Genomic DNA, 25134 nt, shown 5'->3' on the forward strand with positions numbered 1-25134 from the left:
CCATCTCCTCTCAAAATGTGGCTTACTGAGACCTGCCATCATCCAATCAGGGAATCTCTTCCCTACCCTCGCGGTCTCTTAACGCATGACGAATTCGCGCTCTGCTTTCATACCCTCCTGGCTTCGCCCTGTTCTGCGTCCGCTGCTGGACCCGTATCGCCGTTATCGGCATGCGCGGCTGATCCACGCGGCGCGGATTGCGGTGGGCTTGCTGGTAACGATTCTGTTGACCACGGGCCTCAATCTGCCTCATGGCGAGTGGGCGTCGGTGACGATGCTGATCGTCATCGGCGGTTTGCAGCACCACGGCAATATCGGCAAAAAGTCAGTCGAGCGCGCCTACGGAACGTTGATCGGAGCTGGTCTTGGCCTGATCGTGGTGGTCCAGCAGGGCTATCTGGAAATGCCGTTGCTGACCTACGCGATGATGTCGGTTATGTGCGGTTTTTTTGCTTATCACGCTATCGGCAAAGGCGGTTACACCGCGCTGCTGTCGGCGATAACGCTGTTTATCGTGGCCGGTCATGGCTACAACCCGATCAGTGACGGGTTGTGGCGCACCGTAGATATTTTGATCGGTATCGCGCTGGCGCTGGCCTTCTCCTTCGCCCTGCCACTGTATGCCGTGTTTTCCTGGCGCTACAACCTGGCCAGTGGCTTGCGTGACTGCGCAAAGGTCTATGGACGCATCGTGCAAGGCCAGCCGGTCACCGCTGACGAGCACCTCAAGCTGACCGCCAGGCTCAACGCCACGATGCTGCAATTGCGCTCGCTGCTGCCGTCGGTTTCCAAGGAAGTGAAGATGTCCATGGTCGAGCTGGACGCCATTCAAGGCCATTTCCGCATGTGCCTGAGCACCCTGGAGATTCTCGCCAATATTCGCCCTGCCGATCTGGATAAAGTGGCGGGCGAGTCGTTTAAAACTTCACTGGATAACGATTACCGGCAGATACGTCGTCAGTTGATCGGCATGGCTCGCGCGCTGCAAACCGGCGCAACCGAGCGTCTGGTGCGCACATCGGAAAGCGCTCCCGCGCAGCCGGTCATTCCAGCCGAGTTGATGGGCTATCACTTGATGACTCAGCAACTGGCACAGAACCTGGACGGGCTCCAGGCACGCCTGGCCAAGACCGCTAAACGCTGGAAGTTTTAAGGAAATACCCGTGCCCGATACCCACCCGCCCGTGCTGGACGAAATTGATCGACAGTTGATCGCAGCGCTGCAAATCAATGCACGCGAAAGCGTCGCCATGCTCGCCCGTCAACTGGGCATCGCCCGTACCACCGTCACCTCCCGGCTGGCACGTCTGGAAAGCAGCAAGGTGATTACCGGCTATGGCGTGCGCCTTGGCCAGCGAGTGGTCAGTGGCGGATTGCAGGCGTATGTCGGCATCACCGTGCAACCTCGTTCGGGCAAGGAAGTGCTACGCCGACTCAGCGCCATGGCGCAGGTGCAGCAGTTATGTGCGGTCAGTGGCGAGTTCGATTACGTCGCGTGGCTGCGTACGGATTCTCCGGAGCAACTGGACCAGTTACTGGACCTGATCGGCAGCGTGGATGGCGTGGAAAAAACCACCACATCGATCATTCTCAGCAGCAAGATCGACCGTGGGCAACCGGTATGAGCAAGCAGTAGTCAGACGCAACCATGCAAAATGGCCGGCAGGTTCGTCATTTAGCACAAACAAACAGCATATCGACGACACTTTGCGTCTTATTTACGTGCCCGCGCTTCTCTAGACTGTTGTTTTTCGCCGTTGCCCATCAAGGTCCGTCATGAAGAACAACCGTCACCCCGCCAACGGCAAAAAGCCGATCACCATGTTCGGCCCCGACTTCCCCTTCGCCTTCGATGACTGGATCGAACACCCGAAAGGTCTGGGCAGTATCCCGGCTGAAAATCATGGCGCGGAAGTGGCGATTATCGGTGCTGGTATCGCCGGGCTGGTGGCGGCCTACGAGCTGATGAAGATGGGCCTCAAACCAGTGGTGTACGAAGCCTCCAAGATGGGTGGGCGGTTGCGTTCGCAAGAGTTTGAAGGTGCCAAAGGCATCGTTGCCGAACTGGGCGGCATGCGTTTTCCGGTGTCATCGACCGCATTCTTTCATTACGTCGACAAACTTGGCCTTGAGTCCAAGCCCTTTCCCAACCCGCTGACCGCCGCTTCAGGCAGCACCGTCATCGACCTGGAAGGCACCACCTATTACGCACAAATGCTCTCGGATCTGCCGGCGCTGTTTCAGGAAGTGGCCGACGCCTGGGCCGACGCACTGGAAAGCGGCTCGCAGTTCGGTGACATCCAGCAGGCCATCCGTGACCGTGATGTGCCGCGCCTCAAAGAGCTGTGGAACAAGCTGGTGCCGCTGTGGGATGACCGCACCTTCTATGATTTCGTCGCGACGTCCAAGGCCTTCGCCAAACTGTCTTTCTATCATCGCGAGGTGTTTGGTCAGGTAGGCTTCGGCACGGGCGGCTGGGACTCGGACTTCCCCAACTCGATGCTGGAAATCTTCCGCGTGGTGATGACCAATTGCGATGAGCACCAGCACCTGATCGTGGGCGGCGTGCAGCAGGTGCCGGTCGGTTTGTGGAGCCATGTGCCCGAGCGTTGCGCACACTGGCCCAAGGGCACCAGCCTGTCTTCGCTGCACCGCGGCGCACCGCGTCCTGGCGTAAAACGCATTGCTCGCGCCGAGGACGGAAGCTTTTCCGTGACTGACAACTGGGGCGACACCCGGCAATACGCCGCCGTGCTGACCACCTGCCAGAGCTGGCTGCTGACCACGCAGATCGAGTGCGAAGAATCGTTGTTCTCACAAAAAATGTGGATGGCCCTGGACCGCACGCGCTACATGCAATCCTCGAAGACTTTCGTGATGGTCGACCGTCCGTTCTGGAAGGACAAGGACCCGGAAACCGGTCGCGATCTGATGAGCATGACCCTCACCGACCGCCTGACCCGTGGCACTTACCTGTTCGATAACGGCGACGACAAGCCGGGCGTGATCTGCCTGTCTTACTCGTGGATGAGCGATGCGCTGAAGATGCTGCCGCAGCCTATCGAGAAGCGTGTGAAGCTGGCGCTTGATGCGCTGAAGAAGATCTATCCGAAAGTGGACATCGCGGCGCGCATCATCGGCGACCCGATCACCGTTTCGTGGGAGGCCGACCCGCACTTCCTGGGTGCCTTCAAAGGTGCGCTGCCGGGCCATTACCGCTATAACCAGCGCATGTACGCGCACTTCATGCAGCAGGACATGCCCAGCGAACAGCGCGGCATGTTCATCGCCGGTGACGATGTATCCTGGACACCGGCCTGGGTTGAAGGCGCAGTGCAGACATCGCTCAACGCCGTGTGGGGCATCATGAACCACTTCGGTGGCAAGACTCACGCCGAGAACCCAGGCCCCGGTGACGTGTTTCATGAAATCGGCCCGATTGCACTGGGCGACTGACAGAAGGAAACCCCCATGCGCATTGCACTGTATCAATGCTCGCCGTTGCCGCTGGATATAAGCGGCAACCTGACGCGCCTGGAAAAACAGTCCCAGGCTGCCGCAGAGCAAGGGGCACAGCTGCTGATCTGCCCGGAGATGTTCCTGACTGGCTACAACATCGGTGCACAGGCGGTCAGTGAACTGGCGCAAGCGCAGGATGGTCCGGCAGCGTCGCGCATTGCCGCCATCGCGCAAGCCAGCGGCATTGCGATTCTGTACGGCTATCCGGAGCGCGGGCCTGATCAACAGGTATACAACGCCGTGCAGTTGATCGACAGCGGGGGCACACGTCTGTGCAACTACCGCAAGACCCATCTGTTCAGTGAGCTGGACAGGTCGATGTTCGCAGCAGGCGAGGATCATTACCCGGTGGTCGAATTGAACGGCTGGCGTCTGGGCATGCTGATTTGCTACGACGTGGAGTTTCCTGAAAACACCCGTCGGCTTGCGCTGGCAGGGGCCGAACTGATTCTGGTGCCGACCGCGAACATGCTGCCTTACGACTTTGTCTGTGAAGTGACCGTACGGGCGCGAGCGTTCGAGAACCACTGCTACGTGGTGTACGCCAACTATTGCGGCAGCGAAGGCGCGATTCGTTACTGCGGGCTAAGCAGCCTCTGCGCACCGGACGGCAGCCGCCCACTGCTGGCAGGTCAGGACGAAGGCTTGCTGGTGGGGACGCTGGAAAAGGCATTGCTGGCCCAGGCCAGGACGGTGAACGACTATTTCGTCGATCGTCGACCGGGGCTGTATACGTCGCTGACTTGATCCCGAGGCGTCACGCTCGGCGCTCCTACACTGGAATGACGATCTCGACTATCGCGCGACGCTCCGCGTCGGCATGCAGTTCTGGACGCTCCGCGTCCTGCCTTGGTTCAGCCATGCTCGCGAACTTCGCCGGTTATCCGCTAGCATGATGCTTTGCATTCCCTGCTGCCGTGGACACCCTCATGCCTGCCCCGCCTTCCTCTGACATCAAACGCCTCACGCTGGCCAACGGCCTGAATGTGGTGCTGTGTCACGAACCGCGCCTCAAGCGCTGCGCAGCTTCATTGCGCGTAGCGGCGGGCAGCCATGATGCGCCGCAGGCCTGGCCGGGGCTGGCGCATTTTCTGGAGCATCTGTTGTTCCTCGGCACCGAGCGCTTCCCTGCCAGCGAAAACCTGATGACGTTCGTGCAGCGCCATGGCGGTCAGGTCAATGCCAGCACACGCGAACGCACCACTGACTTCTTCTTTGAGCTGCCGCAGGCGGTCTTTGCCCAAGGGCTGGAGCGACTGTGCGACATGCTCGCCCGTCCGCGCATGACCATGGCCGATCAACTGCGCGAGCGCGAAGTGCTGCACGCCGAGTTCATCGCCTGGGTCGGCGATAGCGCAGCACGCGATCAGGCTCGCCGGCTGGCATCGATCAATCCACAGCATCCGCTGCGCGGCTTTCATGCTGGCAATCGTTACAGCCTGTCAGTGCCCAACCCCGCCTTTCAACAGGCGTTGCAGGACTTTTATCGATGCTTCTATCAGGCAGGGCAGATGACCCTGTGCCTGAGTGGGCCGCTACCAATCGCCGAGCTGGAAACACTCGCAATCAACCATGGCGCAATGTTCGCCAGTGGTGTGAAGGCCATACAGCAACCGTCCCCACCGCTGATTGCCAATCGACCAAAGGCTGACGAGCAAAACCACCTGTTGTTTGCCTTTGAGGGCTTGCCGGAAAAGTCTGACGAAGCAGTGGCGTTCTTCTGTCACTGGCTTAATGCAGCTCAGCCGGGCGGACTGATTGCCGAGCTGGCCGAGAGGGGCTGTGCCAGCTCCCTGAAAGCCGCACCGCTGTACCAGTTCGGCGGGCAGCTCTTGCTTGATATCGAACTGAAAGATGCCCTCGCGAACACTCTCACCCTCAACAGCCTGTTTTTCAGCTGGCTCGATTTTTTCAAGGCTCACTGGCCGGTGCTGGTCGAGCAATACCAACGCCTCGAAAAACGACGCCTGCACATGCTCGGTGCGTTGGCGCTGGCACATCATTACTGTCGCGAGACGCCTGCGCAGTTAAGCGCGCAAGGCCAAGAGGCATTGCGCGTGCTGCTTGAACATTTCACGCCCGACGCGCTGGTCGGCTCCGCACTCGCCGATACCCACAGCATCGAGCAGGTCAATTGGCGTTTGCCAGCGCCGAATCCGTTTCTCGATACGGCATTCACCAACAGCGATGAAGCCGCGTTTTATCTGCGCTGGGAACTGCCCTCCCCGCAGCCAACCCTCTGGCGGATGCTCTATACAGGGCTCAAGCCATTGATCGAAGACGCACGTCAGGCCGGTGTGACCCTGACGTTCAGTGCTTACGGGCCTTATTGGCAGCTTCAACTGAACGGCCTGCGCGAGCCGATGGTTGCGGTTATCAAACACGCCCTGCATCGCCTGCAGCGCGCTGAGCCCGCATCGCTGGCAGGCGACGAACCTGAGCTGATTCCGATTCGTCAGTTGCTCAAACAGCTTGCCGATCATTACCTGAGCAGCGAACCGCAGCTGACGGTTGGCGATCTGCCAAGCGTATGGGCGGCTTCGCGCTGGATCAGCTTCGCCAGTGGCTTCTCTGCTGCCAGCCAGCCCTTGATAGACGCCACATTGAATGCAGCACCGGGTGTTCGGCAAACAGACTCGCCAAAGCAGCCCGCCACTTTCCCAGGCAAACGCTGGACGACTGAAGCATCGTCCTCGTCGGAAGACGCAGTGCTGGTGTTTTGCCCGGCCCCTACGGCCTCCATTGAAGATGAAGCTGCGTGGCGGTTGCTCGCGCACGTGTCACAAGCGCTCTTCTACCAGCGGCTGCGGGTCGAGCTGCAACTGGGTTACGCCGTGTTCAGTGGCATCAGACTGATCAATGGAAGGACCGGATTACTGTTTGGTGTTCAATCGCCCTCCTGCGACGCAGGGCAGCTTTTTCAGCACATTGAGACGTTCATCGGCAGATTGCCCGAGTGGGTTAGCGACGCAGATGTGTCTGAGCAGATAAAAGCCCTTTCAGCCCAATTCGAGCCGTCGAGCATGCCGGACCAGCAGCAGGCAGACATGCAGTGGCAAGCGCATCTTGCCGGCCATCAGGGTAGCCACTCGCAGGCGTTGCAACGCGCTCTGTCAAATCTGGATACACACTCGTTACTCACTTCTACGGAGCAGCTGACCAATGCCACTGGCGGCTGGCTGATCGTGGCCAATCGCCCTGCCAACGCGGCCATCCCGCTATCCTTACCTGAACGGTAATGGTCTTTCCTGCAGATTCCAGTCCTGCGCAATTGTTAAATTGAGTAACATAGCTCCCTAACTATCTGAACGTATGCCTTCAGCGATGCACTAAGATGTAGTCACCAACCGCAGCACTTATCCGAGGAGATTTTTATGTCGTGGACTAAACCTGCTTACACTGATCTGCGTATCGGTTTTGAAGTCACCATGTACTTCGCAAGCCGTTGATTTCAGTGCGCTGTGAAGCCTCGGTTCGCCGGGGCTTTTTTTATGGTTGTGGCTGTTTTTTATTTCAGAACGTGTGCCAGGAGCTGTCATGTACATCCAGATTCTAGGTTCTGCTGCTGGCGGTGGATTCCCCCAGTGGAACTGCAACTGCGTCAACTGCGCAGGTTTTCGCGACGGTAGCCTGCGTGCTCACGCGCGGACCCAGTCGTCGATTGCGCTGTCCGACGACGGCATAAACTGGGTGCTGTGCAACGCCTCACCGGATATCCGTGCGCAACTGCAGAGCTTTGCGCCGATGCAGCCGGGGCGCGCATTGCGCGACACCGGCATCAGCGCCATTGTGCTGATGGACAGCCAGATCGACCACACCACCGGTTTGCTCAGCCTGCGCGAAGGCTGCCCGCACCAGGTCTGGTGTACAGACATGGTCCATGAAGACCTGAGCACCGGCTTCCCGCTGTTCGAAATGCTCAAGCACTGGAACGGCGGCCTGAACTGGAATCGTATCGAGCTGCAAGGCAGCTTCGTGATCCCCGCCTGCCCGAACCTGCGCTTCACGCCATTCCCGCTGCGCAGCGCCGCACCACCATATTCGCCACACCGTTTCGACCCGCACCCGGGCGACAACATCGGCCTGCTGGTCGAAGACACCCGCACTGGCGGCAAGCTGTTCTATGCCCCGGGCCTGGGTAAGGTCGATGAAGCACTGGCCGAGAAAATGCGTGACGCCGACTGCCTGCTGGTCGACGGCACAATGTGGGATGACGACGAAATGCAGCGCCGTGGCGTGGGCACGCGTACCGGCCGGGAAATGGGCCATCTGGCGCAGAACGGCCCCGGCGGCATGCTGGAAGTCCTCGAAGGCTTTCCCGAGCAGCGCAAAGTGCTTATCCACATCAACAACACCAACCCGATTCTCGACGAAGACTCCCCGGAACGTGCGGAGCTGGTTCGTCGCAACGTCGAAGTGGCCTTCGATGGCATGAGCATCGAGCTTTAGGAGCTGACATGAGCGAAGCGACTGCACTGTCCCCCGCCGAATTCGAACAGGCCTTGCGCGCCAAGGGTGCCTATTACCACATCTATCACCCGTACCATGTGGCGATGTACGAGGGTCGTGCAACCCGCGAGCAGATTCAGGGCTGGGTCGCCAACCGTTTCTACTATCAGGTGAACATTCCACTCAAGGACGCGGCGATTCTGGCCAACTGCCCTGATCGCGAAATCCGTCGCGAGTGGATTCAGCGCCTGCTCGATCATGACGGCGCGCCCGGCGAAGACGGAGGCATCGAAGCCTGGCTGCGCCTCGGCCAGGCCGTCGGGCTCGACCCGGACCAACTGCGCTCGCAGGAACTGGTGCTGCCAGGCGTGCGTTTTGCCGTCGACGCCTACGTGAACTTCGCCCGCCGCGCCAACTGGCAGGAAGCGGCCAGCAGCTCGCTGACCGAACTGTTCGCGCCGCAGATCCACCAATCGCGCCTGGAAAGCTGGCCGCAGCATTACCCGTGGATCGACCCGGCCGGCTACGAGTATTTCCGCACTCGCCTGGGCCAGGCCCGACGCGACGTGGAACACGGCCTCGCCATCACGTTACAGCACTACACTACATATGAAGGCCAGCAGCGCATGCTGGAAATCCTGCAGTTCAAGCTCGATATCCTGTGGAGCATGCTCGATGCGATGTCCATGGCCTACGAGCTGAACCGCCCGCCGTATCACAGCGTTACAGACCAAAAGGTCTGGCATAAGGGGATTACGCTATGAAGCACGATCCGCAGTTCCGAGCGTTGACACCCAAATGGCATCAAGGCTATCGCTTTCAGTACGAGCCTGCGCAAAAGGCGCATGTGGTGCTCTACCCTGAAGGCATGATCAAACTTAACGAGAGCGCGGCCCTGATTGGCGGGCTGATCGATGGCAAGCGCACTATCACCGCCATCATTCATGAGCTTCAGCAGCAGTTCCCCAATGTTCCCGAACTGGGCATGGACGTCGACGAGTTCATGGAAGGCGCCAAAAAGAAAAACTGGATCGATCTTGTCTGACCTGGCCCCCGTCACCAACACCCCGTACATACCGCCCACTCCCGAGGTCGGGCTGCCATTGTGGCTGCTCGCCGAGCTGACCTATCGCTGCCCATTGCAATGCCCGTATTGCTCCAACCCGCTGGATTTTGCCAAACAGGGCCAGGAGCTGACCACCGAGCAGTGGTTCAAGGTCATGCAGGAAGCGCGGGAGATGGGTGCGGCGCAGATCGGCTTTTCCGGCGGCGAACCGCTGGTGCGCCAGGACCTTGCCGAGTTGATCGCCGAAGCCCGGCGCCTGGGTTTCTACACCAACCTGATCACCTCGGGCATCGGCCTGACAGAAGAAAAGATCATCGCCTTCAAGGAAGCAGGCCTGGACCACATCCAGATCAGCTTTCAGGCCAGCGACGAGCAGGTCAACAACATGCTCGCCGGCTCGAAAAAAGCCTTCGCGCAAAAACTGGAGATGGCCAAGGCGGTCAAAAAGCACGGCTACCCGATGGTGCTGAATTTCGTCACCCATCGGCACAATATCGACCGCATCGACAAGATAATCGAGCTGTGTCTGGCGCTTGAAGCGGACTTCGTCGAACTGGCCACCTGTCAGTTCTATGGCTGGGCGCACCTGAATCGCCTCGGCCTGCTGCCGACCAAGGATCAACTGGTCCGCGCTGAAGCCGTTACCAACGAATACCGCGCCCGGCTGGAGGCAGAGAATCATCCGTGCAAGCTGATTTTCGTCACGCCTGATTATTACGAAGAGCGTCCCAAGGCATGCATGAACGGCTGGGGCAATATCTTCCTGACCGTGACACCAGATGGCACAGCGTTGCCCTGCCACGGCGCACGGCAGATGCCGATCCAGTTCCCCAACGTGCGCGATCACAGCATGCAGCACATCTGGTACGACTCGTTCGGCTTCAATCGCTTCCGCGGTTACGACTGGATGCCCGAGCCGTGCCGCTCGTGTGACGAAAAGGAAAAGGACTTCGGCGGATGTCGCTGCCAGGCTTTCATGCTGACTGGCGATGCTGCCAATGCCGACCCGGTGTGCAGCAAGTCCTACCACCACGGGATCATCACTCAGGCTCGCGACGAGTCCGAAACCGCTACTCAAACCATTGAAGAGCTGGCCTTTCGCAATGACCGAAACTCACGACTCATCGCAAAATCCTCCTGAACGCCTGAGCGCCGCCCAAGCGGTCGCTGCAGGCGTCGACTTCGCCGAACTGGATGTCAGCTCGGCGGGCCTGTTCTGGAACGAATACCGCCCCGAAGACGGCGCCTGTCGTATCTGGCACTGGTACGCGAACAGCAAGCGCTGCCTGACGCCACAAGGCTTCAGCGTTCGCAGCCGGGTGTATGAATACGGTGGTGGTTCGTTCTGTCTGGCCGACGACGCGCTAGTGTTCGTCAATGAGCGCGACCAGCAATTGTACCGCCAGACGCTGGACGCCAGCGCGCCGGTTGCGCTGACGGAGGGCGACAAGCGTTATGGCGGCCTGTTCTTTAGCGGTGGTCAGATTCTCGCCGTTGAAGAAGACCACAACACCCATCGGCTGGTCGCTATCGATCTGGCTGACGGGCAGCGCCGATTGCTGGCAGAAGGCGCTGATTTCTACGCATCGCCGATCATCAGCGCCGACGGCAAACGCCTGGCCTGGATCGAATGGCAACGCCCGCATCAGCCGTGGACCAGCACCCGCTTGATGTGTGCAGCGAGACAAGACGACGGCAGCTGGGGCACTGCGCAGTGTGTTGCAGGCGAAGGCGCACAAGAGTCGCTGCAACAGCCACGTTTTGACGCCCACGGTCGCCTGCATTGCCTGACTGATCGCGCTGGCTTCTGGCAGCCGTGGGGTGAATCTCCTTCCGGGTTTGCGCCGCTGCCCGCCAGCCCGGCCGATCACGCTTCTGCGCCTTGGCAACTGGGCAGCTGCACCTGGCTGCCAATCAACGATGGCTATCTGGCGAGCTGGATCGAAGACGGCTCCAGTGTTCTGGGGCTTTGTCAGGCTGACGGCAGCGTCGAGGATTTCAGCGTTGGTTACAGCCGCTTTCGCAGCCTCGCCATTGACGAAGAGTTCGTGTATTGCATCGCGGCATCCGCGGTGAGCACATCTGCCGTGCTGGCTATTTCTCGCCACGACGCCGGTGTTCAGGTGCTTGCCGGGGGAGGCTCGCCGCTGCCGCCCGAACTGATCAGCCGCCCTCAGCCGCTGCGTTATCCCAGCGGTGGAGCCGAGGCCTACGGCTATTTCTACCCGGCCATGACCGGCGCGCAAAAACCGCCATTGGTGGTGTTCATCCATGGCGGCCCGACTTCCGCCTGCTACCCGGTGCTGGACCCACGTATTCAGTACTGGACACACCGCGGCTTCGCCGTGGCAGACCTCAATTATCGCGGCAGCAGCGGCTACGGTCGCGCCTATCGGCAAGGCCTGCACCTGGCATGGGGCGTGGCGGACGTGGAAGATGCCTGTGCGGTTGTCACGCATCTGGCGGGACGTGGCCTGATTGACGAAGGACAGGCCTTCATTCGCGGCGGCAGTGCGGGCGGTTACACCACACTTTGTGCATTGGCCTTTAAGGATGTGTTTCGTGCAGGTGCCAGTCTGTATGGCGTCAGCGACCCGGTAGCACTGGCCAGGGCCACGCATAAATTCGAGGGCGATTACCTGGACTGGCTGATCGGCGACCCGGACAAGGACATCGAGCGTTATCAGGATCGAACGCCGCTGTTGCACGCAGACCGCATCAAGGTGCCGGTGATTTTCTTTCAAGGCGAGCTGGATGCCGTGGTAGTGCCCGAACAGACCCGGGCCATGCTCAAAGCCCTGCAAGACAACGGCATCAAGACTGAAGCGCACTTCTACGCAGACGAGCATCATGGATTCCGCAAGGCGGGTAACCTGGCAGATGCTCTGGAGAAAGAATGGCGTTTTTATCGGGATGTGCTTGATGCCTGATCAAGCCGTGTGATCGTTCCCGCAGCAGGGAACGATCAACGAGTGCTACTGCGTGGTCGGGCGACCTTGTTACTTGCGCGAGAGTTACTTGCGCGAGACGATGATGTAGATCGCGTGGATGATGCCCGGGATATAACCCAGCAGGGTCAGCAGGATATTCAGCCAAAAAGCGCCAGCAAAGCCTACTTGCATGAACACGCCTACCGGAGGCAGCAGAATGGCGAAAATGATACGAATGATGTCCATGAAAAGCTCCTGATTGAATTGGCTCTGATTGGCCATACAGCTAATCGACCCTTGCCGTCGGTGAGGGTTCAACCGGCTCTGGCACGACGCCATTATTCTTTCTCAGGAGATGACTGCCACAGGCATTGGTGGTGCGTGCGCAAGACAGAATACTGCGGGCAGGAAAAACCGAATCGTTAAAACGCAGACAAAGAAAACCCCGCCGAAGCGGGGCTTTCCAGACTGTTTCCCTGATTTCCCTTTCACCCCGCCATCCTGGCAGGCTTCCCTACGTGTCCCTGTTATGTCTTGTTGCGCGTCCTGCGCTACGTCCATGAACAAAGATTAACTTTGGATCCCTTTCTTGGGAAGAGGTCAATTGGCACCACGCAGTGTAAGCAAATGCTTACAAGGCTTTTACAGGTCAGAATTGTGACGCCTTCAACAGGTACAGCGAATCGCTGCCCGCGCGCACCGAGGCATCCAGCGAGTGAATACGCGGCAGCAGACGTGCGAAGTAGAAGCGTGCAGTACCCATTTTGCTTGCGTAGAACTCCTCCTGCTGCTCTTTACCGAGTGCTGCCTTGGCCATCATGGCCCACATGTAGGCATACGCCGTGTAACCGAACAGATGCAGATATTCCACAGAGGCTGCGCCGATTTCATTGGGATTACCGCGCGAGCGGTCCAGCACCCAGCCAGTCAGCTCATCCAGCATGTTCAAGGCTTTTGCCAGCGGCTGGGCGAACTCGTCAAGTGCGCCATCCGCGCCATTGATGAACTGGCGCACTTCATCCGAAAACAGCTGATAGAAAGCGCCGTTCGAACCAACGATCTTGCGCCCCACCAGGTCAAGCGCCTGAATGCCATTGGTGCCTTCGTAGATCTGCGTAATGCGCACGTCACGTACCAGCTGTTCCTGGCCCCACTCGCGGATATAACCGTGACCGCCGAAAACCTGCTGGCCATGAACAGTGGTTTCCAGACCGATATCACTCAGGAACGCCTTGGCGACCGGGGTCAGCAGCGCCACCAGATCATCGGCACGCTTGCGCGCGGCATCGTCTTCGCTGAACTTGGCGATATCCAGTTGCAGGGCGACGTAGCTGGAAAACGCCCGACCGCCTTCGTTGAACGCCTTCATGGTCAAGAGCATGCGACGCACGTCGGGGTGGACGATGATCGGGTCAGCAGCCTTGTCCTTGTTCTGCGCTCCGGTCGGGGCGCGGCTCTGTAAACGATCCAGCGCATACTCGACGGCGCTCTGGTAAGACCGCACGCCCGACGCCAGGCCCTGAATACCAACGCCCAGACGCTCGTAGTTCATCATCGTGAACATCGCCGCCAGCCCTTTGTTCGGTTCGCCGATCAGGTAGCCGGTAGCGTCGTCGAAGTTCATCACGCAGGTCGCCGAAGCCTGGATACCCATCTTGTGCTCGATCGAGCCACAGCTGACGGTGTTGCGCTCGCCAAGGCTGCCGTCGTCGCCGACCATGAACTTGGGCACCAGAAACAGCGAAATGCCTTTCGGCCCAGGAGGTGCATCCGGCAACTTGGCCAAGACCAGATGAATGATGTTTTCGGTCAGGTCGTGTTCGCCGCCGGTGATGAAAATCTTGCTGCCGGTGATCTTGTAGGCACCGTCAGCCTGCGGTTCGGCGCGGGTCCGAATGATGCCCAGATCCGTACCGGCGTGGGCCTCGGTCAGGCACATCGACCCGGCCCAGACGCCTGAATACATATTGGGCAGAAATTTGGTCTTGAGCGCTTCGCTGGCGTGGGTGTCTATCGATACGCAGGCGCCGGACGTGAGCATCGCGTACAGACCGAACGCCAGGCTGGCAGAGTTGAGCATCTCTTCGACCTGAGCCGACACCACCTTGGGCATGCCCATGCCGCCAAACTCGGGATTGCCGCCTACACCGACCCAGCCGCCCTCAGCGTAGGTCTTATAGGCCTCGGGAAAACCTGCAGGTGTGGTGACGACGGTGTCCTTCCAGTGGCAGCCCTCCTCGTCACCGTTACGGCTCAGCGGCGCAATGGTCTTGCTGGTCACTTTACCGGCTTCTTCGAGAATGGCTTCGACCGTTTCAGCATCGACTGTTTCGGCCAGCTCGGGCAGTTGAGCCCAGAGCTTTGAAACCTCGAAGACTTCATTGAGGACGAAGCGCATATCGCGCAGTGGCGCTTTGTAGTCAGCCATGGCAAACCTCGTGAACACGGAGCGAAATTCTGTTGGAGGCTGATCGATGCATGCAGAGACGCAGATCAGCAGTCGAGTTTCACGAGTCTACCCGAACAACATTTCAGAGACATAGGGTCGTGTCATGACTGAATAGTCACAGCAGGTCACGGGGAAAAATAGCAGGATTGGTTCAGGTGGCCGCTTCAGTTGTACGAACAGCGCCGCGCCGGTTCAACTGCCCGTAAGCGACCACACAGTTGCGCCCAGCCCCCTTGGCCGCATACAGCGCCTGGTCAGCACTCTTGAGCACCTCTTCCGGCGTGCGATGTTCCGGCTGGCGTTCGGCAACGCCGATACTGACCGTTACCGACACGCTGCCTGCCTGCGCTCCCCCGCGGCGTTGTCGGCCTTGCTGATCATCCTGAGGGCGACTGTCCTTGTTGCGCAACTGAATCTCGTAATTGGCGATGGTCTCGCGGATGGCTTCCAGATGCGGCATGCATTCATCAATGGTCTTGGCGGCAAACACGATGGCGAACTCTTCGCCCCCATAGCGATACGCCTTGCCACCACCGTTGGTGATTTTTGACAGCTTGCTGGCCACCAGACGCAGCACCTGATCGCCCACATCGTGGCCGTGGGTGTCGTTGAATTTCTTGAAGTGATCAACGTCGCTCATCGCCAGCACATAGTTGCGTCCCAGACGCTGCATGCGTTCATTGAGCGCCCGGCGACCAGGCAGTCCGGTCAGTTCATCCCGGAAGGCCATCTGATACGCCTCGTGAGCCACGGCGGCGGCAATCATCAGCATCACCTGACTGCAGAGGATATTCAGCGTGAACGGCAGGATGAAGGTTTTCGGCAGTGCCCAGAACAATCCCAGCAGGCCGACAATCTGCGCGGCGTGCAGCGGTCGCGGTTTTTCCAGGTATTGCCAGATCAACACCCCGAATGACACCAGGAACATGGCATAGGACAGCTGAATCAGACTCATCCAGGCACCGTGCAATGCAGGCCAGCGGATGTCGGCCAGCCAGAGTTGCAGTTCGACCGGATAACTCTGTTCAAGACCCAGCGCCACACTACCTACCGCCACCAATACCGCGAGCCGCGCGACCATGTCCTGAAACAGATGCGTACGTTCTTCCCACGCGGCATACAGCCCGAACAGCACCGGCAGCAGCAGGCAGACCAGGTGGAAAATCACCGCCGCATCCTCACGGACCTTGCCGTTATCGCGGTAAAAGTCGGTCTGGGTATCCAGCAGGTAGTAGGCGATATACACCGTGAGCATCAGAAACAGCTCGCGCTGACGCCGGTAAACACAGCAATACGCACCGCCCAACAGCAGGACCAGCGTGGGCAGCACATTGAATAGCGATGTGAAGAAGACGTTCAGGTCCTTTACGTACGCAGCCGCAAGCCCCGCCACCAGCAGACCCAGTGAAGGCAAAAAATGACTCAATCGCGCAGCTGATGGACGCAACAAAAGGGGTTATCTCCTACCCGGCATCTGAATGAATGGCTGGCCTGATGGCATTGTGCCCTCCGCCAGCGAACAATGCATCGGCAGGATCAATAAACGAGCTACTTTCTGTAACGGCAGGAGGTGGGAAATGTTTATTGCGGAAGTCGCGGGCGTTGGTGCTATCTGTATCTCGGACCGGATTGAATAGCGCCCCATGGCTGGGATGTGACGCAGAGCGTTACGAAATGCATTACCACGCGCAGTGATGGGAACGAGAGTTATCCGGGGGGTCATTGCTCCCCACAGTCTCGTTGAGATTGGTGTTAACAATGAGCCCAAACGCACCCATAAAAAAACCGCCTGATCAGCGATCAGGCGGTTTTCATGACCGCAGCGAGGCTTAGTAAGCCAGGCCGAAGTCTTCCTCTTTCATGTCCATCAGGTTGGCAGCGCCCGACAGGATCGCAGCAACATGCGTGCGAGTGCGCGGCAGGATGCGCTGGAAGTAGAAGCGCGCGGTCTGGATCTTGGCGCGGTAGAACGCCTCGTCCGACGTACCGGCAGCCAGCTTCTCGGCCGCAAGACGCGCCATGTCGGCCCAGAAGTACGCCAGGCAGGCATAACCGGAGAACATGATGTAATCCACCGAAGCGGCGCCGACTTCTTCGCGATCCTTCATGGCCGCCATGCCGACTTTCAGGGTCAGGTCGCCCCACTCCTTGTTCAGCGCGGCCAACGGCGTCACGAACTCCTGCACCGCTTCGTTACCCTCATTGCCCTGGCAGAACTTGTGGACGATTTTGGTGAAGCCCTTGAGCGCTTCGCCCTGAGTCATCAGCACTTTACGGCCCAGCAGGTCGAGAGCCTGAATGCCAGTGGTGCCTTCGTACAGCATCGAAATCCGGCTGTCGCGAACGTTCTGTTCCATGCCCCACTCGGCAATGAAACCGTGACCACCGTAGATCTGCACGCCGTGGTTGGCGGCTTCAAAGCCCACTTCGGTCATGAAAGCCTTGGCAATCGGCGTCATGAACGCCAGCAAGGCGTCGGCGGCTTTCTTTTGCTCCGGGTCTTCGCTGTACTTGACGATATCGACCTGTTTGGCCGTGAAGTACACCATGGCACGCGTGCCTTCGGCGAAAGCCTTCATGGTCAGCAGCATGCGGCGCACGTCTGGATGGACGATGATCGGGTCAGCGGCCTTGTCCGGTGCTTTAGGGCCGGTCAACGAACGCATCTGCAGACGGTCACGGGCATATTGCAGGCCGCCCTGGAAGGCCACTTCGGCATGCGCCAGACCTTGCAGCGCAGTGCCCAGACGCGCGGTGTTCATGAACGTGAACATGCAGTTCAGACCCTTGTTCGGCGGGCCGATCAGGTAGCCGGTAGCGCCGTCGAAGTTCATCACGCAGGTGGCGTTGCCGTGGATGCCCATCTTGTGTTCGATGGAGCCACAGTTAACCGCGTTGCGCTCACCGATGCTGCCATCGGCAGCCGAGAGGAACTTGGGCACAATGAACAGCGAAATGCCTTTGGTGCCAGCCGGTGCGTCCGGCAGACGCGCCAGCACGATGTGGACGATGTTATCGGCCATGTCGTGTTCGCCAGCGGAAATGAAAATCTTGGTGCCGGTAACCTTGTAGGTCCCGTCAGCCTGAGGTTCAGCCCTGGTGCGCAGCATGCCCAGGTCAGTGCCGCAGTGGGATTCGGTCAGGCACATGGTGCCGGTCCATTCGCCGGAGACCAGCTTGGTCAGGTAGGCGTCCTGCTGCTCGGGGGTGCCGTGCTCGGAGATGGTGTTCATCGCACCATGCGACAGGCCAGGGTACATGCCCCACGACCAGTTCGCTTCGCCGACCATCTCGCTCACTGCCAGACCCAGCGACTCGGGCAAGCCCTGGCCGCCATGCGCAACGTCATGCGCCAGACTCGGCCAACCGCCCTCGACAAATTGCTTGTAAGCCTGCTTGAAACCGGTCGGTGTCTTCACGCCCGACTCGCTCCAGGTGCAGCCCTCGGTATCGCCCACCCGGTTCAGCGGTGCCAGAACCTGCTCGCAGAACTTGGCACCCTCTTCGAGAATGGCGTCGACCATGTCCGGGGTGGCGTCATGACAGGCTGGCAGACTTTGATAGTGCGCTTCATAACCGAGCAGCTCATCACGGACGAAACGAATATCACGCAAGGGGGCCTTGTAGTCAGGCATAGCGATAAACCTCTGCTGATGAATCCTGGAACGAATGACCGGGCGGTCGCTGAAAGCATAGCCTCAAGCACCAGACAATCTCGTATGCCTTGCGGTCAAACAGGTGTTTGAAACATACGTTTACGCCTAAACCTTGTCAATAGCGAAGCGCGCACCATTCGTCCACCCTGCTCTACAGACCGCGCAGGCAAAGGGATCAGGCGCAGGAAAAACGTAAGCGCAAGTTTAGTAGAGGGCGGAAGGTGTTACGGGGGCGATACAGGAGGGTGATGGCAGGCAATTCAGCAAACGACGCCGTGCAGGTGTGGCACGGCGTGGGCGTTACACGAAGCTTTAGAACACAGGATGTTAAGCGTAAGTGTCGATCAGAGTGCCAAGCGCTTCGTCGCTGGCCTTTTGAACCGCAACCCCGGCTTCGACCTGACTCTTGCCGGCGTTGAGCTCGACAATATTGGCAGACAGGTCAGAACGCTGGCTGCGGTCGACGGAACGCAGGTTTTCGAGCTGAAAGTCGGAAGACTGACTTCTGCCCGACACTTCGATATTGGAGCTGGCGATCTGGGTGGCCGCCTGATCCACACGACCTTGCCCGACCTGCATAGCGCTCAGGCCCGGATAAAGGGTGTTGTTCATGGTGATTTGCATAAGCCGATCCTCAGTTCAAAAAACGAACACGTGCCATTGAACCAGCATTTGCGCAGAAATACTCGACAAATAGACTAATGGCACTAGGCCGCATGATAGCCTGACTCTTGAAAAAACCAAAACAACGTTGCCTGTCAGCAAGATAGCGACGCTGTCAGCGCAGTTGCCCTAATTCAAGGTATTGCGCCACATTTCCGGCGCTCGCCTCGTTCAATCGTGGCACGCGTCCAAGACAGGGTGCAGGCAGACGCTCGACCAGCGTGGCGAGGTTTTCCTCCAGCCGCGAGGTGTTTGCGTCTATGACGTTGGCCACCCAGCCTGCCAGGTGCAGACCGTCCCGGGCGATGGCTTCGGCAGTCAGCAGCGCATGATTGATACAGCCCAGACGCACGCCCACCACCAGAATGATCGGCAGATCCAGCGCAATGGCCAGATCGGACAGGTTGCTCTGCCCGGCCAAGGGCACGCGCCAGCCGCCAGCGCCTTCGATCAAGGTGAAGTCGGCCTGTTTATCCAGAATATGCTGCATCGGCTTCAGCAACGAGTCGACCGTCAACACGACACCTGCCTCGCGCGCGGCCAGATGCGGCGCAATGGCCGGTTCGAAAGCCAGCGGATTGACTTCATCGTAATCCAGCTCGACAGAGCACTCGGCCTGTAACGCCAGCGCGTCGGAATTGCGCAGTCCCTGTGCAGTCACTACGCAGCCGGACGCCACAGGCTTGCCCGCCGCGGTGCTCAAGCCCTTCAAGCGGGCGGCATGCAGCAAACCGGCAGCTACCGTGGTCTTGCCAGCATCGGTATCGGTTCCGGTGATGAAATAAGCAGCGCTCATCTCGGTAATCTTCCTTATGACGTGGAGCCGTCAGGCTTTTTCAAGCACCGCGTACACCACTTGATAGGTAGCGGGCAGACCGGCTTCCTGACGGAAGGCTTCGTAGGCCTGAACCATGCCCTTGATCCGCTCGCGTCCGGTCAGGCCACTGGGCCGCCCAGGGTTGAGGTTGTGCGCCCCGAGCGCTTTCAGCTCATGCGTCAGGCTGCGCACATCGGGGTAATGCAACACCTGCGGGCACACATCCAGGCTGCGCACCTGTAAACCGCTGGCAGCGCACAACTGACGATAATCATCCTCGTGACGAAAGCGGTTTACATGAACCTGGCCGTCGACTGCCTGCCAGCTGTCGCGCAACTCGTACAACGTGCCGACGCACAGGCTGGCGAAGGCAAACACACCGCCTGGTTGCAATACCCGGTGAGCCTCACGGAGCACCGCGGCGAAATCCGCACACCACTGCACAGCGAGGCTGGAGAAAATCAGCCCGCAACTCTGATCACGCAGTGGCAGGTGCTCGGCATCACCTGCCACAAAGTGCTGTGCACCGCCCAATGGCTGCGCATGGCGCAACATGCCTTCGGCGATATCCAGCGCGATGCCTTCGCTGCTACTGAAAACCTGATCCAGTGCCCGGCTGAAATAGCCAGTGCCGCTCCCCAGATCCAGCCAGCGAACCGGACTGAACTGCGCAGGCAGACGCGACAGCAGCTCGCTGCCGACGCTGCGCTGTAGTTCGGCCACGCTGTCATAGCTGCCCGCGGCCCGGGAAAAAGACGCGGCGACCTGCCGTTTGTCCGGCAGGACAGAGGGCGGTTTGGGCATAGAAAGATCAGTCATCGTCCAACTCGTGCAGAAAGGCGTGAATCGCAGCGGCTACTCCGTGGGGGTTTTCCACAAGGAATGCATGGCTGGCCTGTTCGATCAGACCGACCTCGACATCCGGCAACAAGGCCAGCAGATCACTTGCTGCTTCAGCCGGCACGAACGCATCAAGTCCGGCAAACAGGTGCAGTTGCGGGCCGCGATAGGTTTGCAGCGCGCCACGTGTATCGAGTTGCTGGAGTATCTTCAGCCCATCGACCAAAGCGGTTTTGGAGCTGTGCGGCGCGCCAGCCTTGAGTAACCGGGCGAGACCGCGTGAGTCTACTGCGCCTTGAGTGCATAACAGGCTGAAACGCTTGAGGGTCGCGTCATGGTCAGCGGAACAGCCGGCCAGAAACGCATCGAAATCCTGCGCGGGCATCGCATTCGGCCACGCGCCCTGGGTGACGAAACAGGCATTACTGGCCAGGGTCAGCAGCCCGCAGCAACCTTCGCCACGCCGTGCTGCCAGCTCGGCGGCGAGCATGCCGCCCAGCGACCAGCCGCCCAGCCAGGCGTTATCCGGCAGGTTGGCGTCCAATTCGTCGAGCCAGTCAGGCAGGTCGCAGCTGTCGATATCCGGCAACGGCTCGATTTCGACCCGCAGGTGCTCGTCAAGCCCGCGCAACGCGGCGGCAAGCGGCTCCAGCGGCGAAACGCCCAAGCCCCAGCCCGGCAGTAGAATCAAACGATCACGCATGGACGGGCTCCGTGGATTCACTTGCATCCAGCAGCGGGTAGCACTGCTCCAGAGCCTCTAATAATAGCTGTACGTCGGCCTTGCTGTGCGCGGCAGACAACGTTACGCGCAATCGGGCACTGCCAGCAGGCACGGTCGGCGGACGAATCGCCGTCACCAGCAAGCCACGCTCACGTAGCAACTGCGACAGACGCAGAGCCCGTCCGGCATTGCCGATCAGGATTGGCTGGATCGGCGTAAAGCTGTCCATCAATTGCAGGCCGATCTGCTCGGCCCCTTGACGAAACTGCTGGATCAGGCTCGCCAGATGCTCGCGACGCCAATGTTCGGTACGCAGCAATTGCAGGCTTTTCAAGGTCGCGCAGGCCAGCGCAGGTGGCTGGCTGGTGGTGTAAATGTAGGGCCGGGCGAACTGAATCAAGGTTTCGATCAGCTCTTCACTGCCGGCCACGAATGCTCCAGAGGTGCCGAACGATTTGCCGAGGGTGCCGACCAGTACCGGCACATCCTCCATGCTCAGGCCGAAGTGCTCGACGATTCCGGCACCGTTTGCACCCAGCGGCCCGAATCCGTGGGCGTCATCCACCATCAGCCAGGCACCCTTGGCCTTCGCAGCCTGCGCCAGCGCAGGCAAGTCAGCGATGTCACCATCCATGCTGAACACACCGTCAGTGACCACCAGCGTATCGCCCACGGATTTCTCCAGGCGGCTTGCCAGGCTGGTCACATCGTTGTGCAGATAGCGCGAGAACCGTGCGCCGCTGAGCAGACCGGCATCCAGCAGCGAGGCATGATTGAGGCGGTCTTCCAGCACCGTATCGCCCTGCCCGACCAAGGCTGTCACCGCGCCGAGGTTGGCCATGTAGCCATTGGAGAACAACAAGGCACGAGGACGACCGGTCAGCTCGGCCAGCGCTTCTTCCAGTTCGTGGTGCGGCGTGCTGTGGCCGATCACCAGATGCGACGCCCCGCCGCCCACGCCCCAACGCTCGGCACCTGCCTGCCAGGCGGCGATCACTTCCGGATGGTTGGCCAGGCCCATGTAATCGTTGTTGCAGAACGCCAGCAACGGCTGACCATCGACAACCACCTGCGGACCTTGCGGGCTTTGCAGCAATGGGCGCTGACGGTAGAGATGTTCGGCGCGACGGGCGTCGAGGCGCGTGCGGAGATCGAAAGACATGCAGGCCCCGGTCCGAAAGATGGCAGTTCAAAACGGGCCGAAGCAGGCCGGCCCGTTCAAGGGGTCAGGCAGAAGCAGCGTCGTAGAACATCGAACTGCTTTGCTGTTCGACCAGCGCCTGTTCGATGGCGGCCTGATGCACTTCATCAGCATGGCCTTCGCCCGCTTCGGGCTTGATGCCCAGACGCGAGAACAACAGCATGTCCTTGTCGGCTTGCGGGTTGGCTGTGGTCAGCAGCTTGTCGCCATAGAAAATCGAGTTGGCACCGGCGAAGAAGGCCAGCGCCTGCATTTGCTCGTTCATCGCTTCGCGCCCGGCAGACAACCGCACGTGGGATTGCGGCATGAGAATCCGTGCCACCGCGAGCATGCGGATGAAGTCGAACGGGTCGACGTCTTCGGCGTTTTCCAGGGGCGTACCGGCAACCTTGACCAGCATGTTGATCGGCACCGACTCCGGGTGCTCCGGCAGGTTTGCCAGCTGGATCAGCAACCCGGCGCGGTCGTCGAGGGACTCGCCCATGCCCAGAATGCCGCCCGAGCAGATCTTCATCCCGGCATCACGCACGTAGGCCAGGGTTTGCAGGCGCTCGCTGTAGGTCCGGGTGGTGATGATGCTGCCGTAGAACTCCGGCGAGGTGTCGAGGTTATGGTTGTAGTAATCCAGGCCCGCAGTGGCCAGCGCTTCGGTCTGCTCCTGATCGAGACGGCCCAGGGTCATGCAGGTTTCCATGCCCATGGCTTTCACGCCTTTGACCATCTCCAGCACGTAAGGCATGTCCTTGGCGGAAGGATGCTTCCAGGCCGCGCCCATGCAGAAACGGGTCGAACCAATGGCTTTGGCACGCGCTGCTTCCTCAAGCACCTTCTGCACTTCCAGCAGTTTTTCTTTCTCAAGACCGGTGTTGTAGTGACCGGACTGCGGACAGTATTTGCAGTCTTCCGGGCAAGCGCCTGTCTTGATCGACAGCAGCGTGGAAACCTGCACACGGTTGGCGTCGAAATGAGCGCGGTGCACCGTTTGCGCCTGAAACAGCAGGTCATTGAATGGCTGTACGAACAGCGCCCTGACCTCGGCTAAAGTCCAGTCGTGACGCAAAGTGGCGGTGGTGCTGGCGCTCATCGGGCGGCTCCTTGGTGTTTCTGGGCAATGCGCGAGGGCGTAAAGGCACCATGCGCTACACGGATGTCGGGCATATTTAAGGAAGAGCCATGCGCTGTCAACCCAACCGCCAATACGAGGTTTACATCTGGTTAAAAAACAAACAACACTGTTTGTTATGCGATGAGCGCAGCGAGGTGCCAATGCCTGTCTGCGTGCCGTGCGAAGCCGAGCTGCCATGGCTGGGCAGCCAGTGCGACTGCTGTGCGCTGCCTTTACCCCTCTCCGGCATGAGCTGCGCGCAATGTTGCAAGCGCCCTCCCGGATTTGCTCAGGTGATCGCGCCGTGGCTGTACGACTTCCCGGTGGACAGCCTGATCACCCGTTTCAAACATAACGGTAAATGGCCGATGGGACGCCTGCTGGCCGAACTGTGTGGGCAGTTTCTACAACACCGTTTCGAGGAAGACCTGCCACGGCCCGATTACCTGATTCCTGTTCCTCTCGCCAACAAACGCCTGCGCCAGCGCGGCTATAACCAGGCGGCGATGCTGGCCGGGTGGCTGGGTAAACAGTTGCAGCTGCCCGTTGACGAACACCATGTGTTGCGCAGCCGGGAGACAGCAGCGCAACAAGGGCTGGACGCCAAGGCACGCAAACGCAACCTGCGCGACGCCTTCACCCTCGTTGATCCCGACTGGGTGCAGGGCAAGCACCTGGCGCTGGTGGACGACGTCCTGACCACCGGTTCGACGGCAGAGGTCATTGCGCGACTGCTGAACAAGGCCGGTGCGCGAAGAGTGGACGTGTATTGCCTGGCGCGCACGCCCAAGCCGGGTGACTAATGGCCCCTGCGCGTCTGGTTTAATATCGTTCCCACGCTCCAGCGTGGTAATGCCTTTCGGGACGCTCCGCGTCCGGTTTCGACGCCATGCGCGAGAGCGATCATACTGCCCTCTCCTACTCGACCATCGCAGATCGCCATGTCGCTACCCACCCCGCTGACGCAACACATGGTCCACCGCCCGCAACGTATCGCGTTGTTGCAGCACATTGCCGAACAGGGCTCGATCACCCGTGCTGCGAAAAGCGCAGGCTTGAGCTACAAGGCAGCATGGGACGCCATTGATGAGCTGAACAATCTGGCGCAAAAGCCGCTGGTAGAACGCAGTGTCGGCGGACGTGGCGGTGGCGGCGCTAAGCTGTCGCTAGAGGGCGAGCGAGTGCTGCGTCTTTATCAGCGGGTGCAGGCATTGCAGGCCCAAGTGCTGGAAGCGGCCGAAGACAGCAGCGACCTTGACCTGCTCAATCGCCTGACCTTGCGTACCAGCGCACGCAATCAGTTGCTGGGGCGGATCGTCAACATCACCCGTCAGGGACACAACGATCAGGTTCGCCTGCAATTGGCTGGCGAGGTGTTCATCGAAGCACAGGTCACCCATGACAGCACCCTGCGTCTGGAGCTGGAAAACGGCACGGAGGTGGTTGCACTGATCAAGGCCGGTTGGCTGGAACTGCATGCAGACAACAGCGAAGAAACAAATGGAAACAATTGCCTGATCGGGCGAATCGATAACGTGACCGACGCTGAAGATGGCCCAAGCGAAGTGCGAATCACACTCCCCGGCGGCCAGACGCTGTGCGCCCTGGCGACACCTGAGCACCTGCATGCACGACAGCTGAAAAGCGGTGCCACGGTGCAGGCAAGATTTGCCGCTTCACTGGTGTTGCTGGGTATACCGATGTAAGCGTCGGCA

23 protein-coding genes are annotated in these 25134 nt (G+C 59.7%); 13 read left to right on the forward strand and 10 right to left on the reverse strand.

All coding sequences use genetic code 11. From position 1 onward, the window contains the following. The first annotated feature begins 85 nt into the window (after positions 1 to 85). The 11 genes from RYB66_RS16705 to RYB66_RS16755 all read left to right on the forward strand — a co-directional run bounded on the left by RYB66_RS16705 (position 86) and on the right by RYB66_RS16755 (position 11964). Positions 86 to 1153 (forward strand): FUSC family protein, encoded by a 1068-nt coding sequence (locus tag RYB66_RS16705; RefSeq protein WP_004654731.1) that lies wholly within the window; start codon positions 86 to 88, stop codon positions 1151 to 1153. A gap of 10 nt (positions 1154 to 1163) precedes the next feature. Further along, entirely contained in the window at positions 1164 to 1625 is a 462-nt protein-coding gene (locus RYB66_RS16710) for an Lrp/AsnC family transcriptional regulator (protein ID WP_005744028.1), read from the forward strand. 151 nt (positions 1626 to 1776) lie between these two features. After that, positions 1777 to 3456 carry a flavin monoamine oxidase family protein gene (locus RYB66_RS16715; RefSeq protein ID WP_005744029.1) on the forward strand — a complete coding sequence of 560 codons (1680 nt, stop codon included), beginning with the start codon at positions 1777 to 1779 and terminating at the stop codon, positions 3454 to 3456. A 15-nt stretch (positions 3457 to 3471) separates the two neighbouring features. After that, complete coding sequence (locus RYB66_RS16720) at positions 3472 to 4266, forward strand: carbon-nitrogen hydrolase family protein (RefSeq protein ID WP_005744030.1); 795 nt, start codon at positions 3472 to 3474, stop codon at positions 4264 to 4266. 182 nt (positions 4267 to 4448) lie between these two features. Next, on the forward strand, positions 4449 to 6758 hold the full coding sequence (gene pqqF / locus RYB66_RS16725; RefSeq protein ID WP_316894914.1) for a pyrroloquinoline quinone biosynthesis protein PqqF: 2310 nt from the start codon (positions 4449 to 4451) through the stop codon (positions 6756 to 6758). Positions 6759 to 6893: 135 nt separating this feature from the next. Then, on the forward strand, positions 6894 to 6968 hold the full coding sequence (gene pqqA / locus RYB66_RS16730; protein WP_003422658.1) for a pyrroloquinoline quinone precursor peptide PqqA: 75 nt from the start codon (positions 6894 to 6896) through the stop codon (positions 6966 to 6968). A gap of 88 nt (positions 6969 to 7056) precedes the next feature. Beyond that, complete coding sequence (pqqB, locus tag RYB66_RS16735; protein ID WP_002555560.1) at positions 7057 to 7968, forward strand: pyrroloquinoline quinone biosynthesis protein PqqB; 912 nt, start codon at positions 7057 to 7059, stop codon at positions 7966 to 7968. 8 nt (positions 7969 to 7976) lie between these two features. Continuing rightward, positions 7977 to 8732: a pyrroloquinoline-quinone synthase PqqC gene (pqqC, locus tag RYB66_RS16740; RefSeq protein WP_057404989.1), complete on the forward strand. Its 756-nt coding sequence runs from the start codon at positions 7977 to 7979 to the stop codon at positions 8730 to 8732. Continuing rightward, positions 8729 to 9013 carry a pyrroloquinoline quinone biosynthesis peptide chaperone PqqD gene (pqqD, locus tag RYB66_RS16745; RefSeq protein WP_005744034.1) on the forward strand — a complete coding sequence of 95 codons (285 nt, stop codon included), beginning with the start codon at positions 8729 to 8731 and terminating at the stop codon, positions 9011 to 9013. Before pqqC ends, pqqD begins: the two co-directional genes overlap by 4 nt. Then, entirely contained in the window at positions 9006 to 10175 is a 1170-nt protein-coding gene (gene pqqE / locus RYB66_RS16750; protein ID WP_005744035.1) for a pyrroloquinoline quinone biosynthesis protein PqqE, read from the forward strand. Before pqqD ends, pqqE begins: the two co-directional genes overlap by 8 nt. Then, positions 10138 to 11964 (forward strand): S9 family peptidase, encoded by a 1827-nt coding sequence (locus RYB66_RS16755; protein ID WP_005744036.1) that lies wholly within the window; start codon positions 10138 to 10140, stop codon positions 11962 to 11964. Before pqqE ends, RYB66_RS16755 begins: the two co-directional genes overlap by 38 nt. Positions 11965 to 12048: 84 nt before the next feature. Here RYB66_RS16755 and RYB66_RS16760 read toward each other — a convergent pair whose 3' ends face one another. From RYB66_RS16760 to bioB, 10 genes are all read right to left on the reverse strand, one after another. Further along, positions 12049 to 12210 (reverse strand): YqaE/Pmp3 family membrane protein, encoded by a 162-nt coding sequence (locus RYB66_RS16760; protein ID WP_002555565.1) that lies wholly within the window; start codon positions 12208 to 12210, stop codon positions 12049 to 12051. A 403-nt stretch (positions 12211 to 12613) separates the two neighbouring features. Next, entirely contained in the window at positions 12614 to 14392 is a 1779-nt protein-coding gene (locus tag RYB66_RS16765) for an acyl-CoA dehydrogenase C-terminal domain-containing protein (RefSeq protein WP_057423907.1), read from the reverse strand. Positions 14393 to 14564: 172 nt separating this feature from the next. Then, the gene (locus RYB66_RS16770) at positions 14565 to 15863 is read right to left on the reverse strand and encodes a sensor domain-containing diguanylate cyclase (protein ID WP_016982669.1); all 1299 of its coding nucleotides are present in this window, start codon (positions 15861 to 15863) and stop codon (positions 14565 to 14567) included. 379 nt (positions 15864 to 16242) lie between these two features. Beyond that, on the reverse strand, positions 16243 to 18048 hold the full coding sequence (locus tag RYB66_RS16775) for a phenylacyl-CoA dehydrogenase (protein ID WP_002555568.1): 1806 nt from the start codon (positions 18046 to 18048) through the stop codon (positions 16243 to 16245). 348 nt (positions 18049 to 18396) lie between these two features. Next, positions 18397 to 18693, reverse strand: coding sequence for a hypothetical protein (locus RYB66_RS16780; RefSeq protein ID WP_004654758.1), 297 nt, complete (start codon positions 18691 to 18693; stop codon positions 18397 to 18399). A 154-nt stretch (positions 18694 to 18847) separates the two neighbouring features. Further along, entirely contained in the window at positions 18848 to 19528 is a 681-nt protein-coding gene (bioD, locus tag RYB66_RS16785) for a dethiobiotin synthase (protein ID WP_005744043.1), read from the reverse strand. Positions 19529 to 19558: 30 nt separating this feature from the next. Next, positions 19559 to 20368, reverse strand: coding sequence for a malonyl-ACP O-methyltransferase BioC (gene bioC / locus RYB66_RS16790; RefSeq protein WP_046835287.1), 810 nt, complete (start codon positions 20366 to 20368; stop codon positions 19559 to 19561). Then, on the reverse strand, positions 20361 to 21092 hold the full coding sequence (locus RYB66_RS16795) for an alpha/beta fold hydrolase (protein ID WP_016982666.1): 732 nt from the start codon (positions 21090 to 21092) through the stop codon (positions 20361 to 20363). Before RYB66_RS16795 ends, bioC begins: the two co-directional genes overlap by 8 nt. Next, positions 21085 to 22275, reverse strand: a complete 1191-nt coding sequence (bioF, locus tag RYB66_RS16800) for an 8-amino-7-oxononanoate synthase (protein WP_316894917.1) — start codon at positions 22273 to 22275, stop codon at positions 21085 to 21087. Before bioF ends, RYB66_RS16795 begins: the two co-directional genes overlap by 8 nt. 64 nt (positions 22276 to 22339) lie before the next feature. Then, a complete protein-coding gene (gene bioB / locus RYB66_RS16805) occupies positions 22340 to 23398 on the reverse strand; it encodes a biotin synthase BioB (RefSeq protein WP_002555574.1) in 1059 nt (352 codons plus the stop codon). 89 nt (positions 23399 to 23487) lie between these two features. On the opposite strand from bioB, the gene RYB66_RS16810 reads away from it, so the two are divergent. Beyond that, on the forward strand, positions 23488 to 24222 hold the full coding sequence (locus RYB66_RS16810) for a ComF family protein (RefSeq protein WP_005735066.1): 735 nt from the start codon (positions 23488 to 23490) through the stop codon (positions 24220 to 24222). A gap of 138 nt (positions 24223 to 24360) precedes the next feature. Next, positions 24361 to 25125, forward strand: coding sequence for a TOBE domain-containing protein (locus RYB66_RS16815; RefSeq protein ID WP_316894918.1), 765 nt, complete (start codon positions 24361 to 24363; stop codon positions 25123 to 25125). The last annotated feature ends 9 nt before the right edge of the window (positions 25126 to 25134 follow it).

Source organism: Pseudomonas syringae group sp. 243L2 (genome assembly GCF_032587875.1).
Taxonomy (GTDB): domain Bacteria; phylum Pseudomonadota; class Gammaproteobacteria; order Pseudomonadales; family Pseudomonadaceae; genus Aquipseudomonas; species Aquipseudomonas amygdali.